Annotated in this window: 18 protein-coding genes and 1 pseudogene; 13 read left to right on the top strand and 6 right to left on the bottom strand. The window is 59.1% G+C overall.

Going from position 1 to position 18,311, the window contains the following annotated elements; all coding sequences use genetic code 11:
- Nucleotides 1-123: 123 nt before the first annotated feature.
- Complete coding sequence (locus tag D3872_RS19980; RefSeq protein WP_119812455.1) at nucleotides 124-921, bottom strand: GntR family transcriptional regulator; 798 nt, start codon at nucleotides 919-921, stop codon at nucleotides 124-126.
- A gap of 258 nt (nucleotides 922-1,179) precedes the next feature.
- Between D3872_RS19980 and D3872_RS19975 the strand changes: the two genes are divergently transcribed.
- From D3872_RS19975 to D3872_RS19950, 7 genes are all read left to right on the top strand, one after another.
- Nucleotides 1,180-2,172 carry a malate dehydrogenase gene (locus tag D3872_RS19975; protein ID WP_119812454.1) on the top strand — a complete coding sequence of 331 codons (993 nt, stop codon included), beginning with the start codon at nucleotides 1,180-1,182 and terminating at the stop codon, nucleotides 2,170-2,172.
- 82 nt (nucleotides 2,173-2,254) lie between these two features.
- Nucleotides 2,255-3,253: an HpcH/HpaI aldolase/citrate lyase family protein gene (locus D3872_RS19970; RefSeq protein ID WP_119812453.1), complete on the top strand. Its 999-nt coding sequence runs from the start codon at nucleotides 2,255-2,257 to the stop codon at nucleotides 3,251-3,253.
- On the top strand, nucleotides 3,253-3,765 hold the full coding sequence (locus D3872_RS19965; protein ID WP_119812452.1) for a hypothetical protein: 513 nt from the start codon (nucleotides 3,253-3,255) through the stop codon (nucleotides 3,763-3,765). The genes D3872_RS19970 and D3872_RS19965 overlap by 1 nt, the downstream gene beginning before the upstream one ends.
- Before the next feature lie 49 nt (nucleotides 3,766-3,814).
- Complete coding sequence (gene acnA / locus D3872_RS19960; RefSeq protein WP_119812451.1) at nucleotides 3,815-6,523, top strand: aconitate hydratase AcnA; 2,709 nt, start codon at nucleotides 3,815-3,817, stop codon at nucleotides 6,521-6,523.
- 225 nt (nucleotides 6,524-6,748) lie between these two features.
- Nucleotides 6,749-7,015 carry a hypothetical protein gene (locus D3872_RS25350; protein WP_147373942.1) on the top strand — a complete coding sequence of 89 codons (267 nt, stop codon included), beginning with the start codon at nucleotides 6,749-6,751 and terminating at the stop codon, nucleotides 7,013-7,015.
- Nucleotides 7,016-7,258: 243 nt separating this feature from the next.
- Nucleotides 7,259-8,521, top strand: a complete 1,263-nt coding sequence (locus D3872_RS19955; protein WP_119812450.1) for a DUF2863 family protein — start codon at nucleotides 7,259-7,261, stop codon at nucleotides 8,519-8,521.
- Between the two features lie 316 nt (nucleotides 8,522-8,837).
- Entirely contained in the window at nucleotides 8,838-10,193 is a 1,356-nt protein-coding gene (locus D3872_RS19950) for an IS4 family transposase (protein WP_441295136.1), read from the top strand.
- A 1-nt stretch (nucleotide 10,194) separates the two neighbouring features.
- Here D3872_RS19950 and D3872_RS19945 read toward each other — a convergent pair whose 3' ends face one another.
- A complete protein-coding gene (locus D3872_RS19945; protein WP_119812449.1) occupies nucleotides 10,195-10,503 on the bottom strand; it encodes a hypothetical protein in 309 nt (102 codons plus the stop codon).
- Nucleotides 10,504-10,660: 157 nt separating this feature from the next.
- Here D3872_RS19945 and D3872_RS19940 point away from each other — a divergent pair, with 157 nt between their 5' ends.
- From D3872_RS19940 to D3872_RS19925, 5 genes and pseudogenes are all read left to right on the top strand, one after another.
- On the top strand, nucleotides 10,661-10,957 hold the full coding sequence (locus D3872_RS19940) for a transposase (RefSeq protein ID WP_119811095.1): 297 nt from the start codon (nucleotides 10,661-10,663) through the stop codon (nucleotides 10,955-10,957).
- Entirely contained in the window at nucleotides 10,954-11,394 is a 441-nt protein-coding gene (locus D3872_RS19935) for an IS3 family transposase (RefSeq protein WP_119812448.1), read from the top strand. The genes D3872_RS19940 and D3872_RS19935 overlap by 4 nt, the downstream gene beginning before the upstream one ends.
- A 633-nt stretch (nucleotides 11,395-12,027) precedes the next feature.
- Complete coding sequence (locus D3872_RS27655) at nucleotides 12,028-12,882, top strand: reverse transcriptase domain-containing protein (RefSeq protein WP_229459434.1); 855 nt, start codon at nucleotides 12,028-12,030, stop codon at nucleotides 12,880-12,882.
- A complete protein-coding gene (locus tag D3872_RS27650; RefSeq protein WP_229459433.1) occupies nucleotides 12,876-13,544 on the top strand; it encodes a group II intron maturase-specific domain-containing protein in 669 nt (222 codons plus the stop codon). The genes D3872_RS27655 and D3872_RS27650 overlap by 7 nt, the downstream gene beginning before the upstream one ends.
- Nucleotides 13,545-13,612: 68 nt before the next feature.
- Nucleotides 13,613-14,116, top strand: a pseudogene (locus D3872_RS19925) (IS3 family transposase); the annotation flags it as partial.
- Here D3872_RS19925 and D3872_RS25345 read toward each other — a convergent pair.
- Nucleotides 14,062-14,457, bottom strand: coding sequence for a hypothetical protein (locus D3872_RS25345; RefSeq protein WP_147373940.1), 396 nt, complete (start codon nucleotides 14,455-14,457; stop codon nucleotides 14,062-14,064). The pseudogene D3872_RS19925 and the gene D3872_RS25345 sit on opposite strands and share 55 nt — an antisense overlap.
- Before the next feature lie 224 nt (nucleotides 14,458-14,681).
- Between D3872_RS25345 and D3872_RS19920 the strand changes: the two genes are divergently transcribed.
- Nucleotides 14,682-15,665 (top strand): IS5 family transposase, encoded by a 984-nt coding sequence (locus tag D3872_RS19920; RefSeq protein ID WP_119812446.1) that lies wholly within the window; start codon nucleotides 14,682-14,684, stop codon nucleotides 15,663-15,665.
- A gap of 239 nt (nucleotides 15,666-15,904) precedes the next feature.
- On the opposite strand, the gene D3872_RS19915 is transcribed toward D3872_RS19920, so the two are convergent.
- From D3872_RS19915 to D3872_RS19905, 3 genes are read right to left on the bottom strand one after another with little or no spacing between them, the layout of a single operon-like run.
- Nucleotides 15,905-16,663 (bottom strand): hypothetical protein, encoded by a 759-nt coding sequence (locus tag D3872_RS19915; protein WP_147373939.1) that lies wholly within the window; start codon nucleotides 16,661-16,663, stop codon nucleotides 15,905-15,907.
- 9 nt (nucleotides 16,664-16,672) lie between these two features.
- A complete protein-coding gene (locus D3872_RS19910) occupies nucleotides 16,673-17,818 on the bottom strand; it encodes a serine hydrolase domain-containing protein (RefSeq protein ID WP_119812444.1) in 1,146 nt (381 codons plus the stop codon).
- 28 nt (nucleotides 17,819-17,846) lie between these two features.
- Nucleotides 17,847-18,311 carry a CYTH domain-containing protein gene (locus D3872_RS19905; RefSeq protein ID WP_119812443.1) on the bottom strand — a complete coding sequence of 155 codons (465 nt, stop codon included), beginning with the start codon at nucleotides 18,309-18,311 and terminating at the stop codon, nucleotides 17,847-17,849.

Here is an 18,311-nt window from a genome sequence, read left to right as displayed (position 1 = left end):
GCGGCCAGGTCGGCGGATGCGCGCGTGGTGGCGCTTATCCGCCCTACGCGTGACTGACCGAGTTGATGCGATGACGGCGTAGGGCGGATAAGTGCGAAGCACGCATCCGCCGAACGCCAGCCGTCAGGACAACTCATTCTGGTAATGATGATGCGCAGTGAGGTACAAGCCCCTGCGCAACTCCACCGCCTTATCCCCATACGTAAACGAAACCCGCTCCGCGCACAGCAGCGGCGAACCTTCCTTCACGTGCAAAAACTCTGCCGCGGTCGAATCCGCAGCGATGGCGCGAATCTTCTCGGTCGCGCGAATCATGCGCGTGCCGAATTCCGACTCGAACAGCCCATACATTGGACCGCGATACTCGATCAGTCGTTCTGCCGTCAGCCCCTTGAACAGCAGGCCCGGCAGCCAAATTTCTTCCAGGATGGTCGGCTCGCCCTCGAATGACATCACGCGCTTGATATAGACCACTGCGTCGCCGCTCTTCAAGTCGAGCAGGCGCGCCACTTCGGCGGGCGCACGCATGCGCTTGACTTCGATGAGCTTGTTGTCGGGATGGTGCGGAACGCCCTCGTCGGGCACCAGGCGCAGGAAACGGAAGTGCGCGCGCGCCTCGTGATGGGTGGACACGAAGGTGCCCTTGCCCTGCCGGCGCATGACCAGGTTTTCGGCCGCCAGCTCGTCGATCGCCTTGCGCACGGTGCCCTGGCTGACCTTGAAACGGCCGGCCAGCTCGACTTCGCTGGGGATAAGTTCGCCCGGCTTCCATTCGCCCGATTGCAGGCTTTGGGTGATCAGGGCCTTGATTTGCTGGTAAAGCGGACTGAAGGTGGGTGAACTGCCCGCTCCGCCGGCGGCATTGCCGCTACCGCCGGATGGCGCGCCATTGTTGTTCGAATTCGACGAGGCTTGGTTCATAGACCACGATTTCACCACAAACGGCGATGCCAGTCCAGCATTTCCACCCATTGGTTATGTGTCTTATATAAGACATAAGATATGAATTGACAGAAGCACCCCGGCCGCCTACACTCCCTGCGATCCCGGCTTGCGCGCGCGCATCGCGCCTTGTATCGCGCCCGGGTTGAGGTCTGGCGATTTTGGTATGATTATACTTTTGCCCAAATCGCGTTTCCTCGGCGTCGACCGTTTCTTTTCTCACATTGGAGATTCACCATGGCTAAAACCCCACTGCGCGTTGCTGTCACCGGCGCCGCCGGCCAGATCGGCTATTCCCTGCTGTTCCGCATCGCCAACGGCGACATGCTGGGCAAGGACCAGCCAGTCATCCTGCAACTGCTGGAAATCGCTGACGAAAAAGCACAGAAAGCGCTCAAGGGCGTCATGATGGAAATCGACGACTGCGCATTCCCGCTGCTGGCCGGCATGACCGCCCACGCCGACCCGATGACCGCATTCAAGGATGCCGACTACGCCCTGCTGGTTGGCGCGCGTCCACGCGGCCCAGGCATGGAGCGCAAGGACCTGCTCGAAGCCAACGCACAGATCTTCACCGTGCAAGGCAAGGCGCTCGATGCCGTCGCATCGCGCAACGTCAAGGTACTGGTGGTCGGCAACCCGGCCAACACCAACGCCTACATCGCGATGAAATCGGCGCCTTCACTGCCGGCCAAGAACTTCACCGCCATGCTGCGCCTGGACCACAACCGCGCCCTGTCGCAGGTCGCTGCCAAGTCCGGCAAGCCAGTTGCTTCGATCGAAAAAATGGCTGTGTGGGGCAACCACTCGCCAACCATGTACGCCGACTACCGCTTCGCGACTGTCGATGGCCAGTCGGTCAAGGACATGATCAACGACGACGCATGGAACCGCGACACCTTCCTGCCAACCGTCGGCAAGCGCGGCGCAGCGATCATCGAAGCGCGCGGCCTGTCGTCGGCAGCATCGGCAGCCAACGCGGCGATCGACCACATGCACGACTGGCACGTCGGCACCAACGGCAAGTGGACCACCATGGGCATCCCATCGGACGGCTCGTACGGCATTCCGAAGGACACCATGTTCGGTTTCCCTGTCACCGTTGAAAACGGCGAGTACACTATCGTCCAGGGCCTGCCGATCGACGAGTTCTCGCAAGAGCGCATCAACCTGACGCTCAAGGAACTGACCGAAGAGCGCGAAGGCGTTGCCCACCTGCTGAAGGCTTAAAACCTACAGTCGCTGTCGGTTCCGCCACTGGCGGAACCGACTTCCCGCGAAAGCGGGAACGACGGTTTCAGAGCAAACGAAAATGCACCCATCCGAGGTTTTATTCCAGGGCAAACGCCAGCCCCTGCTGCTTCCAGCCTGCGACCACTATTGCGGGTCGGAGAAGCTGATGCGCAAGTCGATGGCCCTGCAACAAGAGCTTGGCCCCCTGTTCGACATCACCTTCGACTGCGAAGACGGCGCAGCTGCCGGCGCCGAGCCGGAGCACGCCCAACTGGTGGTGCGCCTGCTGAACGACGAAGGCAACCGCTTCAACCGCATCGGCGTGCGCGTGCACGACGTATCGAGCTCCTTCTTCGAACCTGACATCGCCGTCATCGTCGGCGGCGCCGCATCGCGCCTGGCCTATGTGGTCGTGCCGAAGGTTGAGAGCACGGAAGACGTGATGCGCGCGATCGAGCTGATCAACCAGCACGCCGCCAAGGCCGGCCGCGCCGACCTGCCTGTTCACGTTCTCATCGAAACCCACGGCGCCCTGCGCGACGCATACGACATCGCCGCCCTGCCCCAGGTCGAGTGCCTGTCGTTCGGCATCATGGACTTCGTCTCGGCGCACTATGGCGCCATTCCCGGCAGCGCGATGCGCACGCCGGGCCAGTTCACGCACCCGCTGGTGGTGCGCGCGAAGCTCGAGATGGTGGCAGCTTGCCATGCGCACGGCAAGGTGCCGTCGCATAACGTGACGACCGACATCAAGGACAGCGCAGTTGTGGCCAACGACGCACAGCGCGCCGGCGCCGAATTCGGGTTCACCCGCATGTGGAGCATCCACCCGGACCAGATCAAGCCGATCATCAAGGCATTTACGCCAAGGTTGTCCGAAGTGAATGAAGCCACTAACATCCTGACTGAAGCCATCAATGCGAATTGGGGACCAATCTCGCAACATGGGCGCTTGCACGACAGAGCCAGCTACCGATACTATTGGACGGTTTTACAGCGCGCGAAACTGGCCGGACTGGCCCTGCCCGACGCCGCTGCCGCCCTCCTCGGCCCTGACCTTCATACGGAAATAACCTGATGTCTACTCTTATTAGCAAGCTCATCGTTGCCTGCGGCTTCGCCTTCGCAACCGCCGCCCTCTGCGTTCCTGCCGCAGCCTCCGACATGGCGCAGCAAAACAAGGCCAAGCCAGCCGCCAAACCCAAGGCCAAGCCTGCCAAGAAGCCGCTTGAGAAGCACCCGAAAGCGGTCGACGTCCTGGCGGACGAAGCGGAACCCGACATTACCGACACCACCACGGTCGAGTACCAGTGTGAACTGAACAACAAGATCACGATTTACAAGAACGACGGCGATGTCGGCCACATCGCGCTGCGCTGGAAGAAACGCCTGCACCGGCTCGACCGCGTGGGCACCACCACCGGCGCCCTGCGCTTTGAGAACGCGCGCGCCGGCCTGGTATGGATCGGCATTCCGTCCAAGGGCATGCTGCTCGACTCCAAGCTGAACCGCCAGCTGGCCAACGAATGCAAGAACGCCGAACAGATCCAACAGGAGCTGATCAAGGCCCAGGAAGCCACAAAAACCTGAACGATTGCATAACATGCAATAACAAAATACCCCCACTGAAGGAGAGGATATGTCCCGCAACACACTGAACACACTCAAGGATTTCAAACTGTCGGCAGGCCAGAAAGGCAAGTTTTACTCGCTGCCGGCACTGGAGAAAAACCTGGGTGTGAATATTTCGCGCCTACCAGTGTCGATCCGTATCGTTCTGGAGTCCGTGCTGCGCAACTGCGACGGCAAGAAAGTGACCGAAGAACACGTCAAGCAATTGGCGAACTGGGGTCCGACCGCCGACCGCACGGAAGAAATTCCGTTCGTGGTAGCGCGCGTTGTGCTGCAGGACTTCACCGGCGTACCGCTGCTGGCCGACCTGGCCGCGATGCGCAACGTCGCCAACAAGATGGGCCTCGACCCGAAGAACATCGAGCCGCTGGTGCCGGTGGACCTGGTGGTTGACCACTCGGTCACCATCGACCACTACCGCGAGCCGAAGGCGCTCGACCTGAACATGAAGCTGGAATTCGAGCGCAACAACGAGCGCTACCAGTTCATGAAGTGGGGCATGCAGGCCTTCGACACCTTCGGCGTCGTGCCACCGGGCTTCGGCATCGTCCACCAGGTTAACCTCGAGTACCTGGCGCGCGGCGTACACAAGGCAGCGGAAGTCTACTACCCGGACACCCTGGTAGGCACCGACTCGCACACCACCATGATCAACGGTATCGGCGTGGTCGGCTGGGGCGTGGGCGGCATCGAAGCGGAAGCGGGCATGCTGGGCCAGCCGGTCTACTTCCTGACCCCGGACGTCATCGGCGTCAACCTGACTGGCGCGCTGCGCGAAGGCTGCACCGCGACCGACCTGGTACTGACCATCACCGAAATGCTGCGCCACCAGAAAGTGGTCGGCAAGTTCGTCGAATTCTTCGGCGCCGGCACCGAGACGCTGTCGCTGACCGACCGCGCCACCATCGCCAACATGGCGCCTGAATACGGCGCGACCATGGGCTTCTTCCCGGTTGACGACGCGACTGTCGAATACTTCGAAGGCACCGGCCGCACCAAGGAAGAAATCACCGCCTTCCAGAACTACTTCAAGGCGCAGGGCCTGTACGGCGTGCCAAAAGATGGCGACATCGACTACACCCGCGTGGTATCGCTCGACCTGTCGACCGTCACCCCATCGCTGGCTGGTCCGAAGCGTCCGCAAGACCGTATCGAAATCGGCAACGTCAAGAACAACTTCATCGAACTGTTCTCGAAGCCGACCACCGAAAACGGCTTCAACAAGGACGCAGCCGACCTGACCAAGGTCTACCCAACCGGTAACGGCGTCAACGTCAAGAACGGCGACGTGCTGATCGCGGCGATCACCTCGTGCACCAACACCTCGAACCCGAGCGTGCTGCTGGCTGCCGGCCTGCTGGCCAAGAAGGCTGTCGAAGCCGGCCTGAGCGTCGACCCGCACATCAAGACCTCGCTGGCTCCTGGCTCGCGCGTGGTTACCGAGTACCTGACCGCTGCCGGCCTGCTGCCATACCTGGAAAAGCTCGGCTTCGGCGTCACCGCTTACGGCTGCACCACCTGCATCGGCAACGCCGGCGACCTGACCCCGGAACTGAACCAGACCATCACCGAGAACGACATCGTCGCTTCGGCTGTCCTGTCGGGCAACCGCAACTTCGAAGCGCGTATTCACCCGAACATCCGCTCGAACTTCCTGGCCTCGCCACCGCTGGTCGTCGCCTACGCGATCGCCGGCAACATGACGCGCGACCTGATGACCGAGCCAGTCGGCAAGGGCCACGAAGGCAAGGACATCTACCTGGGCGACATCTGGCCGACCTCGAAAGAGATCCAGGCCCTGATGAAGTTCGCGATGAACTCCGATGTCTTCAAGGCTAACTACGCGCAGGTAAAAGGCGCACCTGGCAAGCTGTGGGAAAGGGTATCGACGGTGGAAGGCCAGGTCTACAACTGGCCTGAGTCGACCTACATCGCGGAACCTCCGTTCTTCCAGGACTTCACGATGGTCCCGAAAGCGGCGGCGAGCGGCATCACCGGCGCGCGCGCACTGGGCGTGTTCGGCGACTCGATCACCACCGACCACATCTCGCCAGCCGGCTCGATCCAGGAAAGCGGCCCTGCGGGCCAGTGGCTGAAGGCGAACGGCGTGATGAAGGCCGACTTCAACTCGTACGGCTCGCGCCGCGGCAACCACGAGATCATGATGCGCGGTACCTTCGCCAACGTGCGAATCAAGAACCGCATGATCCCGGCCAAGAAGGACGGCTCCGCGGTTGAAGGCGGCATCACGATCCACCAGCCGAGCGGCGAACAGATGTCGATCTACGACGCAGCGATGAAGTACGTTGCTGACGGCACTCCGACCATGGTGTTCGGCGGCGAAGAATACGGCACCGGCTCGTCGCGCGACTGGGCTGCGAAAGGCACCCAGCTGCTGGGCGTGAAGGCCGTGGTCGTGCGTTCGTACGAACGTATCCACCGCTCGAACCTGGTGGGCATGGGCGTGCTGCCACTGCAGTTCATCGGCGACGACAGCGTGCAAACGCTGAACATCACCGGTAACGAAGTGTTCGACCTGAAGGGCCTGGAAGGCGAGATCAAGCCACAACAACTGGCTACGCTCGTAATCCACCGCGCGAACGGCGACAAGCAGGAAGTGTCCGTCCTGCTGCGCATCGACACCCCGATCGAAGTCGACTACTACAAGCACGGCGGCATCCTGCCATTCGTGTTGCGCCAACTGCTGGCCGACTAATCGGCAAGTGCCTTGCGCTCCGCGCAAGGAGCGAACAGCAAAACGCCGGATTCGTCCGGCGTTTTTTTCTCCATTGAAAAGCGAATTACGTAACGCGAAATCCGTGATGCGTGATGGGTGATGGATATTGGGTAATGCGTAATTCGTGAGGCGCCATGCTTGCATCCACGTGATATCCGCATCTGACGGGGCGTATGAGGCACCTGCGTAGGGCGGATAAACGCAGTGCATCCGCGCTTTCATGCTCACTTCCGCCACCAACGCGGTCGCTTCACGCGTCAAACTCAATTCATCAACGTGACCCGTATGGCGGAAAGCGCGCAGCGCGTTATCCCCATGGCCGTCGTTCCACAACACTACAACTGGCGGAAACGACTTCCCGCCACTGACGGAAACGACTTCCCGCCACTGACGGAAACGACTTCCCGCGAAAGCCTCGGCGACGCGCGGCAACCCATGCTGAACACCCAGCACCTCCACCGCCCGCACTGATGGCAAACGCACACGCGTTATGGCTTCCCGCCTCCGTGGGAAATCGGGTCCGCCAATGGCGGGCACGACATGCAAGCGACAATAGGCATGGTCAAACCCTCAACACTCCCCCACCAAAACCCCCACCCCCTGCGCAGTGTTCATCCCCTCACCCCGAATCAACTACAATACGAACAATAAGGGTTTATCATTGTTCACAGAACAATCGAACCGTTCACTTCACTTAAAGAGACTTTTAGCGTTATGCGTCGACCATCCAAAGATTCAACGAACAAACTGTCGGCAGAAAGCCAGCGACTGGTCAGCATTTCACAATCGATCGTCCAGGCCGGCAGCCGGCTCGAGGAACGTACATTCGAGCGGCACCTCGACATGCAGCTGCAAAAGCTTCTGAAAACTGCGCACCAGGACACCATCGACGCCACCCTGAACGTCCTGTTCAAGGACGACCTGAACGCCTACGACGTGCTGATGGAAGGCGTCGAAGCGGTCAGCGAATCGTCCACGATGACCGAGATGCACGACGGCGTCGAAACCACTCACCAGGCCCTGCTGATCGCAGCGCCGGTACTGGCATGGACGCGCTTCTCGATCGCCTCCGGCACCATCCCTGGCGAGATCCTGACATCGCTGTCCGCCCACTTTGGCGCACACCTGCTGGCCGAAGGCACGCAGATGTCGATGGCCCCTACCCTGTTCGCCATCGACCAGCTGCCGCGCACGCACGCCGAGACCTACGCGCTTACGCACAAGCTGGCGCAAGCCGCGCACAAGGGTGCGGCCGTCAAGCCGATCGCAAAGCCGGCCGACACCGCGCCCTTCCTGGCCGACACGCGCTACCTGCTGGTTGCCGTCGTGGCGCCACTTGGCGCGCCGCTCTTCCGCTGGCAAGAACCGCAGTACCTCAACAACTTCATGGCCGAACGCACGAACGCGCTGGAACAGTGGCGCACGCAGGCCACGCCAAGCGTCTCGCGCCTGCTGCCAGGCTGCGGCGTCGAGCTGCTGCTGCCGGAAGCGTATTACGTCGCCTGCCGCGAAGCGGACAAACTGATTCGCCCGGTCTCGATCCGCGCGGCCGTGCACTACCTGACCAATACGCTGGGCGTTGAAGCGTCCGACCTGCGCGCGGTGATCGCAGGCTTCGGCGAAGAGACCACTGACGGCCAGATCGACGAATACCGCGTGTCGTTCACGATGCGCCAGGAAGCGGAGGTCATCTACGGCATCGTGTGGCCGCTGTACGGCCAGGAAGACGAGGAAGGCACGCCGCTGGAAGGGCTAACGCATTCGGCACTCGCTACTGGGGAAATCGTGCGGCCGATCGACGAGATCGTGGCGCACCTGAACGATTGCGGAATCACGCACATCAAGAAGCACACCGAGCGCTTCGTGGTTGAGTACTGCGATGACTGCGGCGCCCCCTTGTTTGCCGACCCCGTCGGGGAGTTGGTGCATGCGGAGATGCCGGAGGATGCTCCGCAGGGCGGCGAGCACTTCCACTAAAACGAAAGCCCGGGTGACCGGGCTTTTGTTTGTGGACTAGACGGTGACACCAATTGTTTCGCTCTGCCCTGTTCCTACGTTCACGCCAAGTGGCGGATTTGCTGATTTAGGGCCAATGCAAGAGTCAAGCAACTAGTCCAACCTCAGAATTACCGTTACCTTATTTCAAATTCTATCAAAGTGTGGATCCGCTTCAACACATATCGTTATACACAAGTCGGAAGCCGCTCCCAGCTTAGCTAGAAATATCGTTAACTTTCAATGAGTTGCAGATGGGTCTTGTAAACTTTGGCGAGATCGCGTTTACTCTTTCATTTTGGGTGACGCATTGACCAAGGTAGCGCAGCGCTGGACGGATCACGAGTTTGCAGGACTGGCCCTTGGGGATGCCCGCCTCGACAAGAGGGCAAGAATAATGATGGAACGACTTTCGGCAAAGCCGACGGCCAGCATCCCGCAGGCGTGCGATAGCTGGAATGAGACGTGCGCGGCCTATCGGTTCCTCGGCAACGACGATGTCACGTGGGAGGGCATTCTTGCCCCGCACTGGACGCGGACGCAGGAGCGCATGAGCGCGCATCGCGTGGTGCTCTGTATTCAGGACACGACCGAGCTTGATTTCAACGGACAGGAAACCGAAGGTCTTGGCCCGCTGAACTACGAAGCGCGGCGCGGCATGTATCTTCATCCGACCTATGCGGTCACGCCGGAACGCGAACCGTTGGGAGTGCTCGATGCCTATATGTGGGCGCGAGAGCAACGCGGTGCGGACGGGGTCCGTCCTGGGCAAAGTGAGAGCGCACGCTGGCCCGAAGGCTATGAACGCCTCGCGGAGATGGCGCCCGAGATGCCGGACACGCGGTTGGTGTACGTGGCCGACCGGGAAGCCGACATGGTAGCGATGATGCGTCGCGCGCGTGACTTGGGAACGCCTGTCGATTGGTTGGTGCGTGCCAAACACAATCGCTGCTTGCCCGACGGCGGCGACGACAAGTTGTGGGCCTATACGACCAAGGGCGAGGCAGTTGGAGAAATTACCTTCAAGATGGGTCCCCGTGACGAACAGAAAGCGCGTACCGTTCGCCAGCAAGTCTGGTCCCGCGCAGTCGAGATATCGGATGGCAAAGGTGGACGCATTACCGCAACCTGCATCGTGGCGCGCGAGATCGGCGCGCCCAAAGGCGTCAAGCCCGTCGAATGGCGCTTGCTGACCAACCGCCAGGCATCGACAGTTGAGCAAGCTATCGAGCTGATCGAATGGTACCGGGCACGCTGGGAAATCGAGATCTATTTCAATGTCCTCAAAAATGGTTGCGAGGTAGAGGCATTGCAACTGTCGGCGATCGATCGGATTGAACGCGCGCTCGCACTCTTTATGGTTGTTGCCTGGCGTATCACCAATCTGATGCGGTTGGGCCGAACCTGCCCCGACCTCGATGCCGCGCTGTTCTTCGATCCGGACGAGATCCGGGGCGCTTACCTGCTAACAAAAAAGAAGATGCCGACCGCTCCACCCACGCTCAACGAAATCGTCCGGCTTGTCGCGCAGGTGGGAGGCTTCCTCGGTCGCAAGAGTGACGGCGAACCGGGAGTAAAGACGATTTGGCGCGGACTGGATCAAGTCATGACCGCCGCCGAAACGCTACGCGCGCTGCGCGAAGGACTCGGCTGACTTATGTATAACGATATGACTTAAAATCAGGAACGGGCTTGTTGAATTCCTTTTTTAGCGGATCCAACAATCCGAAGTAGCCATTACGTTTGGCCTTAATTACGTATTCTACTTCAGTCGTAGCAGAGTCCCGGTCGATCAATGCGACGGCGTCGCAAATATCCGAAGAGGCTTGATATTTCACAAATCGGAAAACTTTTACTTGACCTTTCCCCAAAATTTCCGCGAGTACATCCTTAGGTACCGCCTTGGCCAACTTGAGAGAATAGCCAGGGAAAGCCGCGGTAAAGTGAGGAAACAGTTCGTCCATTAAATAGCCACGAACTCCGAACTGTTTGAAACGTTGAAATATTAGGGCGCCTTGAGCGCGTCCTTTAGGGAAATATGCGTGCAGTAAGAACGGTGCTGTGGTCTAATTTGCCCGGACACCTCGATAGGTGGACAATCCACCATCCGAGGAGATTTGCATGACAAGGCAACGCCGTAGTTTCGATCCCAGCTTCAAGCTTGAGGTCGTCAAAATGATCAAAGAACAGGGACTGAGTGTGCAGCATGTGTGCCAGAGCATGAGCATTGGTCCCACCGCCGTTCGCCGCTGGGTGGAGCAGTACGATTCCGAGCAGGCTGGCCAGCCAGGCATTGGCAAACCGTTGACGCCTGAACAGCAACGAATCCGGCAACTGGAGCAGGAGAACCGCCAACTGCGAGGAGACGTAGAAATTTTAAAAAAAGCGTCGGCCTTCTTTGCCCGCGAGCTGAAATGAGTTTTCGACTTATCGACGAGCTGCAAACGAAGGCCATCCCTGTCTCGCAAAGCTGCCGTGTACTGGGCGTTAGCCGTTCCGGTTTCTATGAAGCTAAGCGCCGTGCTGCTGCGCCGGCGGTTTGCAAAACGAGTGTCCATGTACGCGCAGCTTTCGTGGCAAGTCACCAGAGCTATGGCAGTCGCCGTATGGTGGCAGAGCTGTCAAATCGGGGCATTACGGCCGGTCGCTTCAAGGTTCGACGTTTGATGCGCCAGGCAGGCTTAAAACCCGTCTGGAAGCGCAAATTCATTCACACTACCGACAGCAAGCATGATCTGCCGATCGCAGCCAACGTACTGGCCCGCCAGTTCAATCCGGCCGCGCCAAATAAGGCCTACGTCTCCGACATCACCTACGGTACGCCCAGCCAGCGTAGCCCGCCTGCATTGGGGTGACGCTGCTTGAGCATGTTTGGAATGCAGTACCCGGCAAGTTTTTTTTTCGGGAATGCCCTTTCTCTGCTACGAGAGAAAGTGAGCCGAAGCGGCGGTGACTTGCTGACACTGGCAAGGTGACGTAGTCCGTGGGAAACGGGATTTGCGGCGAAACGGTTACGCCAAGATGAATCTCTAGGCTGAGCATGGGACGGTTGAGGAACACGAACCTATTAATCCGTACCTGAGGGTTGAAATGTCACCCCTGCCTACACCGTTTAACAGGCAGGGCGTGGATCGATTTCAGTTATACGTATGACCTGGAATCGCGAGTGCCGATCAGACATGTATGCTGATCGGCATGGGGTCATGGAGAGCGCGTAGCTAGACCATGACATCCGCGCCGACTTGCGGAAAGCAAGGATAAAGGCTGCGATAGGCAACCTCGCCCATGCGTTAAGTCCAGCATGTGAACTGGGGAAGGTTTGCGCAGATGCCAAGGGAGTGTGCCCCCGATGATGTGCAAGCTGGCGGAGCCCTCGTAGTAGTCCGAGGCCGGGAAATCCGGTCACATGGCGAAGGGGGGCAGTTTAAGTGGTTTGCTTGGTCGATTAACTGACCACAATGAGGTGAAGACCTTTGATAATCAGTGAAATGCAAAGCAAGCTGGCGACATGGTCAACGGAGAACAAAGAACGCAAGTTCGATCGCCTCCTGAGGCTGGTCGCCGACAGCGCCTGGCTTAGTGAGGCGGCTCGTATCACGCTGGCTTCCAGCGGAGCCAAGACGCCGGGCGTCGACGGTGTTGACAAGGTTCGGATGGAGGAGCATCTCCACGCTGAACTCGCGACGATCCGTTCCGAGCTGTTGGCGGGGGCGTACCACCCGCTGCCAGCACGACGTGTACTGATTCCGAAAGCGAACGGCAAAATGAGGCCGTTAGGCATTCCTTGTCTTCGTGATCGAATTGTGCAGAGGGCCATTCTGATGGTGATGGAACCGATATGGGAGAGTGACTTCCATCCGGCGTCATATGGATTCAGACCGGCCCGCAGTGTGCACCACGCGATACGTACCGTGAAACTTCAACTGCAAGATAGTGGTACGGAAAATACCGCAGGCCGTTGGGTGATCGAAGGTGATCTCGCCAGCTACTTCGATACCGTACATCACCGCTTGCTTATGAAGGGGATTCGTAAGCGTATTGCTGATCAGCGCTTGCTGGCACTGCTCTGGAAATTCATCAAGGCAGGATGCGTTGATCACGGTCTATTTCGAGCAGCAAGCGAAGGCGTTCCACAAGGCGGGGTAATTTCACCATTGCTTTCCAACATCATGTTGCATGAATTCGATGCTTGGATGGAGAAGAATTATCTTAGCAAGAAAGTGCGCCAAGACCGGGGGCGTGGAACTTCAGCATTCTCAATCGGCGGCCCATTGCCGTGCGGGAGAATCGGCAGTGGATACCTGCAATATCGTACTGCCGTTACGCTGATGACTTTGTGGTAGCCGTCAAAGGGACCAAGGCGCATGCGGAAGCCGTACGCGAAGCGTGTCGTGGGTTTCTGGAAGGCCAACTCAAACTAACGCTGAACATGGAGAAAACCCATGTTACGCATGTCAACGATGGCTTCGTATTCCTCGGCCATCGCATCATCCGTAAGCGAGGTCCACGCGGTCGCATGCGGCCTGTCAGCACAATACCGTGGGAGAAGTACCGACGCTTTGCCGAGAAACTGGTCAAGCAACTGTCAGGCGATTATGGTGCAAACCGGATGGATGTCGTGGAAAGCCTGAATCGGCAACTTGCGGGATGGGCGAACTTCTATCAGTACACCGACTTTACAGCCACCATGTTTAGCAAGCTGGATCGCACTGTCTTCTGGAAATTTGGGTATTGGCTTGCGCGTAAGTATCGACGGGGCTTCCCGTCACTAATGCGCGACCATGTCTGTGAACCAGAACCGGGGCAAGCAAAGACATGGGTAGTAGAAGGTCGTAACAGTCGTGGCTGGTATGGAGCGATAGCGCTTCGGCGCCTCATCACAAGCCGTAAGGGGCAATTCAGATGGCGGACCTCGTCGGAAAATCCGTACATCGTGCGCGACGTAGCGCGACGAACGATTGAGTCGCGATACGCCGATGTTGCCTTTGCTATGAGCAGCACTTAAATGGAGAGCCGGATGCACTGAAAGGTGCAAGTCCGGTTCGGAGAGGAGAGGCAGGGAAATAGTTCGACTACGCCCTGCCTCTTACTCTACTCCGGACCGGCGCCGGCTGGCTATACCTGGCGGTGGTGATCGACCTGTTCTCGCGCAAGGTGGTCGGTTGGGCCATGGCACCGAACATGCCAGCCAAGCTGGTTTGCGATGCTCTGCACATGGCGGTTCAACAGCGGCGGCCGGGCGAAGGATTGATCGTTCATTCAGACCGCGGCAGCCAGTACGCCAGTGCTCAGTACCAGGCGAAATTGGCCAGCCACGGCTTCATCTGCAGCATGAGCCGCAAAGGGAACTGCTGGGACAACGCCGTCGCCGAACGCTTCTTCCTGAACCTCAAAATGGAACGCGTGTGGCAGCGAGAATACGCCAACCACGCTGAGGCCAAGGTCGATATCGCCGCCTACATCGTCGGCTTCTACAACAGCGAACGTCTGCACTCAGTTCTGGGCAATCTGCCGCCCTCCGTCTACGAACGGAACATGGCAGCAAAAAAACCTATCGTTGTGTCCGAATTTACTTGACCACCACACGGCAACATTTCCGCTTCAGACATCTTCCTGTTGTAGGCATTTGCTTTGAGATTAGTATCATACAGATCACTGGTAAAACCGTACTCACCCGTTTGCAATTTGGCGGTGAAGGCATCACTTTGGATCTTATCAACGGCAGCAAAACGCAGAATCCGTTTCTTGTGAGCGTATGTCACGTCGGATCCGCGTCTCGACTTGATGAAATCATGCAACATTTCTAGGAAGCTCGTGCTTCCATCGAAAGCGTCAAGTGGTAAAGATTTTTTCGACCCCGTTTTGTTGATCGTAACCGTATATGCTGCCAAAGAAAACACAAACTTCCCCTCGTTCATTAGATATTCTTACCGGTCGCGAAGCCCGCGATTTAACGAAGCGTTGCTAACGCCGCGTGGTAAGGCCAATAGTATATGTGGCGGCACAACCGAAAAAACTAACCAATTGTTACAGATCATCATCCTTGTGGTCTAGGGAAACGCTGATTTATTCTCCGGGGCCGGTTCCGACGGCGCGCAAGACCTGAGACAATGATGCCACGTTCACCATTGACCAGTCGACCATGCAGAAGAGTTTTTCCGACCTCGAATACGCAGCCAAGAAAGAGCTGACGCGGCGTGATCGCTTCCTGGCTGAGATCGACAAGGTGACGCCTTGGTCGCAATTGCATCAAATGATCGAGCCCTTCTATCCAAAGGTTGTAGGTGCCGGACGCCCGCCGGTTGGACTGGCGCGCATGCTGCGCATGTACGTGGCCCAGCAGTGCTTTGGATTGTCCGACGAGGGCATTGAGGACGCGATCTACGATAGCCAGGCGATCCGTGGTTTCGTCGGCATTGACCTCAATCGCGAATCCGCTCCGGACGCAACGACCTTGCTGAAATTCCGCCGACTACTTGAGAAAAATGAACTGACGCGCAAGATCTTTGACACGATCAACGGCCACTTGGCGGAGAAGGGTTTGATCATGCGCGAGGGTACGATTGTCGATGCAACGCTGATCGCAGCGTCCCCATCGACCAAGAACAAAGACAAGAAGCGCGATGCGGAAATGCACCAGTCGAAGAAGGGGAATGATTGGCACTTCGGCCTCAAGGCCCATATCGGCGTTGATGCTACGTCGGGGTTGACGCACACCGTCGTCGTCACCGCCGGCAACGTCAGCGACGTAACGCAAGCGCACGCGCTGCTGCATGGCGACGAAGTGGCCGCACTCGGCGACGCAGGCTACCAGGGCGTGGAAAAGCGCGAAGAGAACCAAGGCAAGGCGGTCACCTGGCATGTCGCGATGAAGCGCTCCAAACGCAAGGCGCTGCCCAACAACAAGCTTGGACGCAGGATGGAAAAACTCGAACATCTCAAGGCCAGCGTGCGGGCAAAGGTGGAGCATCCGTTCCATGTTGTGAAGAACCTGTTCCGTCATCGCAAGGTTCGCTACCGTGGCTTGGCGAAGAACACCGCACAACTGTTCACGTTGTTCGGCTTTGCCAATCTGCTCCTGGCGGGTAGGCGGTTCACGATATCTGAATCCCGAGTTGCGTCTTGAGCGCGCAAAAGCGCGAAATGCAGGGCCGATTTACCGAATAGAAGCGATTTCTGGTAGCGCCGATTCCGCAATCGCGCAGTTGGATGAATCCGTCTGTTCGAAAAACGGACGCGGCGCCAGAAACGTCAATTGATCAGCGCTTCCCTAGCAGCGGTGAAGGTCAAATGACTCATAGCGTAAACTGTCGCATAGCGGAACCCGAGGTGCCTTGCCGACTTTCGCTTCGGACCGATAGCGCACTATTGCGAGCGCTCCGTGAGGAACTCGCCGACGGAATGCGTACCCGGGGCATTGTGGGCCATTGTCCATCCAGCCGCGGAAATGGCAATAGCCGTCATTGCGAAGGGCAACGCAGTCTTTCGCAAAGCGGTTTCGAGCCAGTGCCGTGTCTCGAGACCGCGCAGGCGCCGGTACAGGCTCGCCGACAGCAGGCCATCCACTGCAAGTTCCGCAAAAAGCAGCGGCGCCGAATAGACCATGAACAGCGAGGAGAAAAGAATCGCTGCGAGAACCAGAATAACGCCCAGCGGAATCGCGAATTCGTCCGCGTCCGCCACCGATCCGAGCGCGTTATCGGTAATGCCCGCAGGCTCGGCGCTTCGCAGGGTGGCATCAGATGCGAGTTCGTACGAGCCACTGGCTCCATCGCCATCAAACGTGCCTCCCTTGCCGCTATAGACCGGCGTCGGCGCGTCGTGACTCCAGGTGGGTAGCCCGCTGACGTCGATAACGTCGATGTAATCGTTGGCCTTCGTCCGCAGCCAAAGCCACAGAAGGAACAGGAACACCACATACGCCACGCCGAATGACAGCAAGTACCGAATCCACATCTCGACGATGCCCGTGCGGAGCATCACGAACGAAGCGAAGAACCCCGCTCCACCCGTCAGCGCGACCAGTAGGAACATCTGCAAGCGCGGATAACTATCCCGCTCCAAATCGCCCTTTATCCGGCGAATCTCTTCACTCCGATGAAACCGCGAACGTGCTGTCTTCAATCAGGACTCCTATTTGATGGCTGCAATCACCCGCTTCGCAAACTCCCCCGAGTTCCCCGAATGCCAGCGCCACACGACCACCAGGTCATGATCCGGCGACACCGTAATCGTATTGCTGCCCGCCCCCAGCGCGGCAAAAGCGTTGGTGGGAAGCCCTGGCAGGTTCTTCCCCTTCGTGTTCAGCCACCACAGGTAACCATAATCCGGCCCGTGCCCACTCGGCGTCAGCGCCGCCTTCACATACGCGGGCTGCAGCAGCTGCTTGCCGCCCCACTGCCCGCCGCGCAGCCACAGGTAGCCAAAGCGCGCCATGTCCCACGAATTGATCCACATGCCGCCGCCCCAGCGCGTACCGCCGCTGACCGACGGCATGCGTTTGCCGCCCTGTTCCACATAGCTGTTCGCATATGGCACCCACTTCCACGACGACGAAGCGCCGATCGGGTCCATCACCTCCTGCTGGAACGCGTCCGGTACGCTCTTGTCCATCACGCGCAGCAGCGACAGCGCGAAGCGGTTGATGCGCACGTCGTTGTACTCGTAGAACTCGCCCGGCTGCTTCAGCGTGCGCGGCTTGCGCTCGCCCGAGCCGAAAGCCTCCTTGCCGATGAAGTCGTCCTTCTTGCCCCACATCGTGCCTTCCCACTCCGACTCCTGCTGCAGGTGCATCTTCCACGTCACCACTGCATTGCTCGGCGACTCGTAGCCGCCGTCCTTGACCGTCGCCCCAACTGGCTGGTCGAGCGAAGCGATACGCCCGTCGCGCAGCGCCACGCCGGTCACCGTGGCCAGCATGCTCTTCGCCACCGAATAGGTCGGGTCCACCGCCGCCGTGTCGCCAAACTCCGCAACCACGTAGCCCTTGTAGATCACCACGCCGTTGGTCTTCGCGCGCCTCGTCGGCATCGAGCCGAGCAGCGAACCGAAGACGCGCTCCTGGTCCGACAGGTCGAGCGGTCGCTCGGTCTCGTGCTGCTGCGCGTAGCTGACGGCTTCCGCCAGCTTGGCCGCGTCCATCCCCAGTTCCGCGGGCGACTTCTTGGCCCATGTACCGGCTGGCGGGAAATAAGGACCAGATTGTGCGAATGCGCTGATGGCGGTCGATGCGGCAAGCGCGACGCACAGGCGCAACGCGGTACGGCGGGATGGGGTCATGTTCGGCCTTATGGAGGTAAAGCGCCGCCTACCACTGCGAGAACGGCAGGCGGATCAGGCTTGAGTTGTAGTAGCGCGCGTCGTGGGTGACTTCTTCGCCTATCCACGACGGCTTGCCGAACTGCTGGTCTTCGGATTCGAGTTCCACTTCCGCGAACATCAGGCCCTTGTTCGCGCCCAGGAATTCATCCACTTCCCAGGTCAGCCCCGCATGCGGGATGCGGCGCCGGTACTTTTCGATGATGGGTTTTTCGCACAGCTGGTCCAGCAGCTCGTTCGCATCAGCCAGCGGAATTTCGTACTCCCACTCGCCGCGCGTGGCGCCGCTGCTGCGGCCCTTGATGGTCATGGTGGCGCGTTCGCCTTCTATGCGCACGCGCACCACGCGGTCGGGCTGCGACGACAGGTAGCCCTGGCGCAGCAGCACGGGCTCACCCAGGCTGCGCCAGTCGTCACCGGTCAGAAGGAACTTGCGTTCGATCTCGACGCCCAT

Source organism: Massilia cavernae, assembly GCF_003590855.1.
GTDB lineage: Bacteria > Pseudomonadota > Gammaproteobacteria > Burkholderiales > Burkholderiaceae_D > Telluria_A > Telluria_A cavernae.
This window is presented reverse-complemented; position numbering and strand designations above follow the sequence as displayed.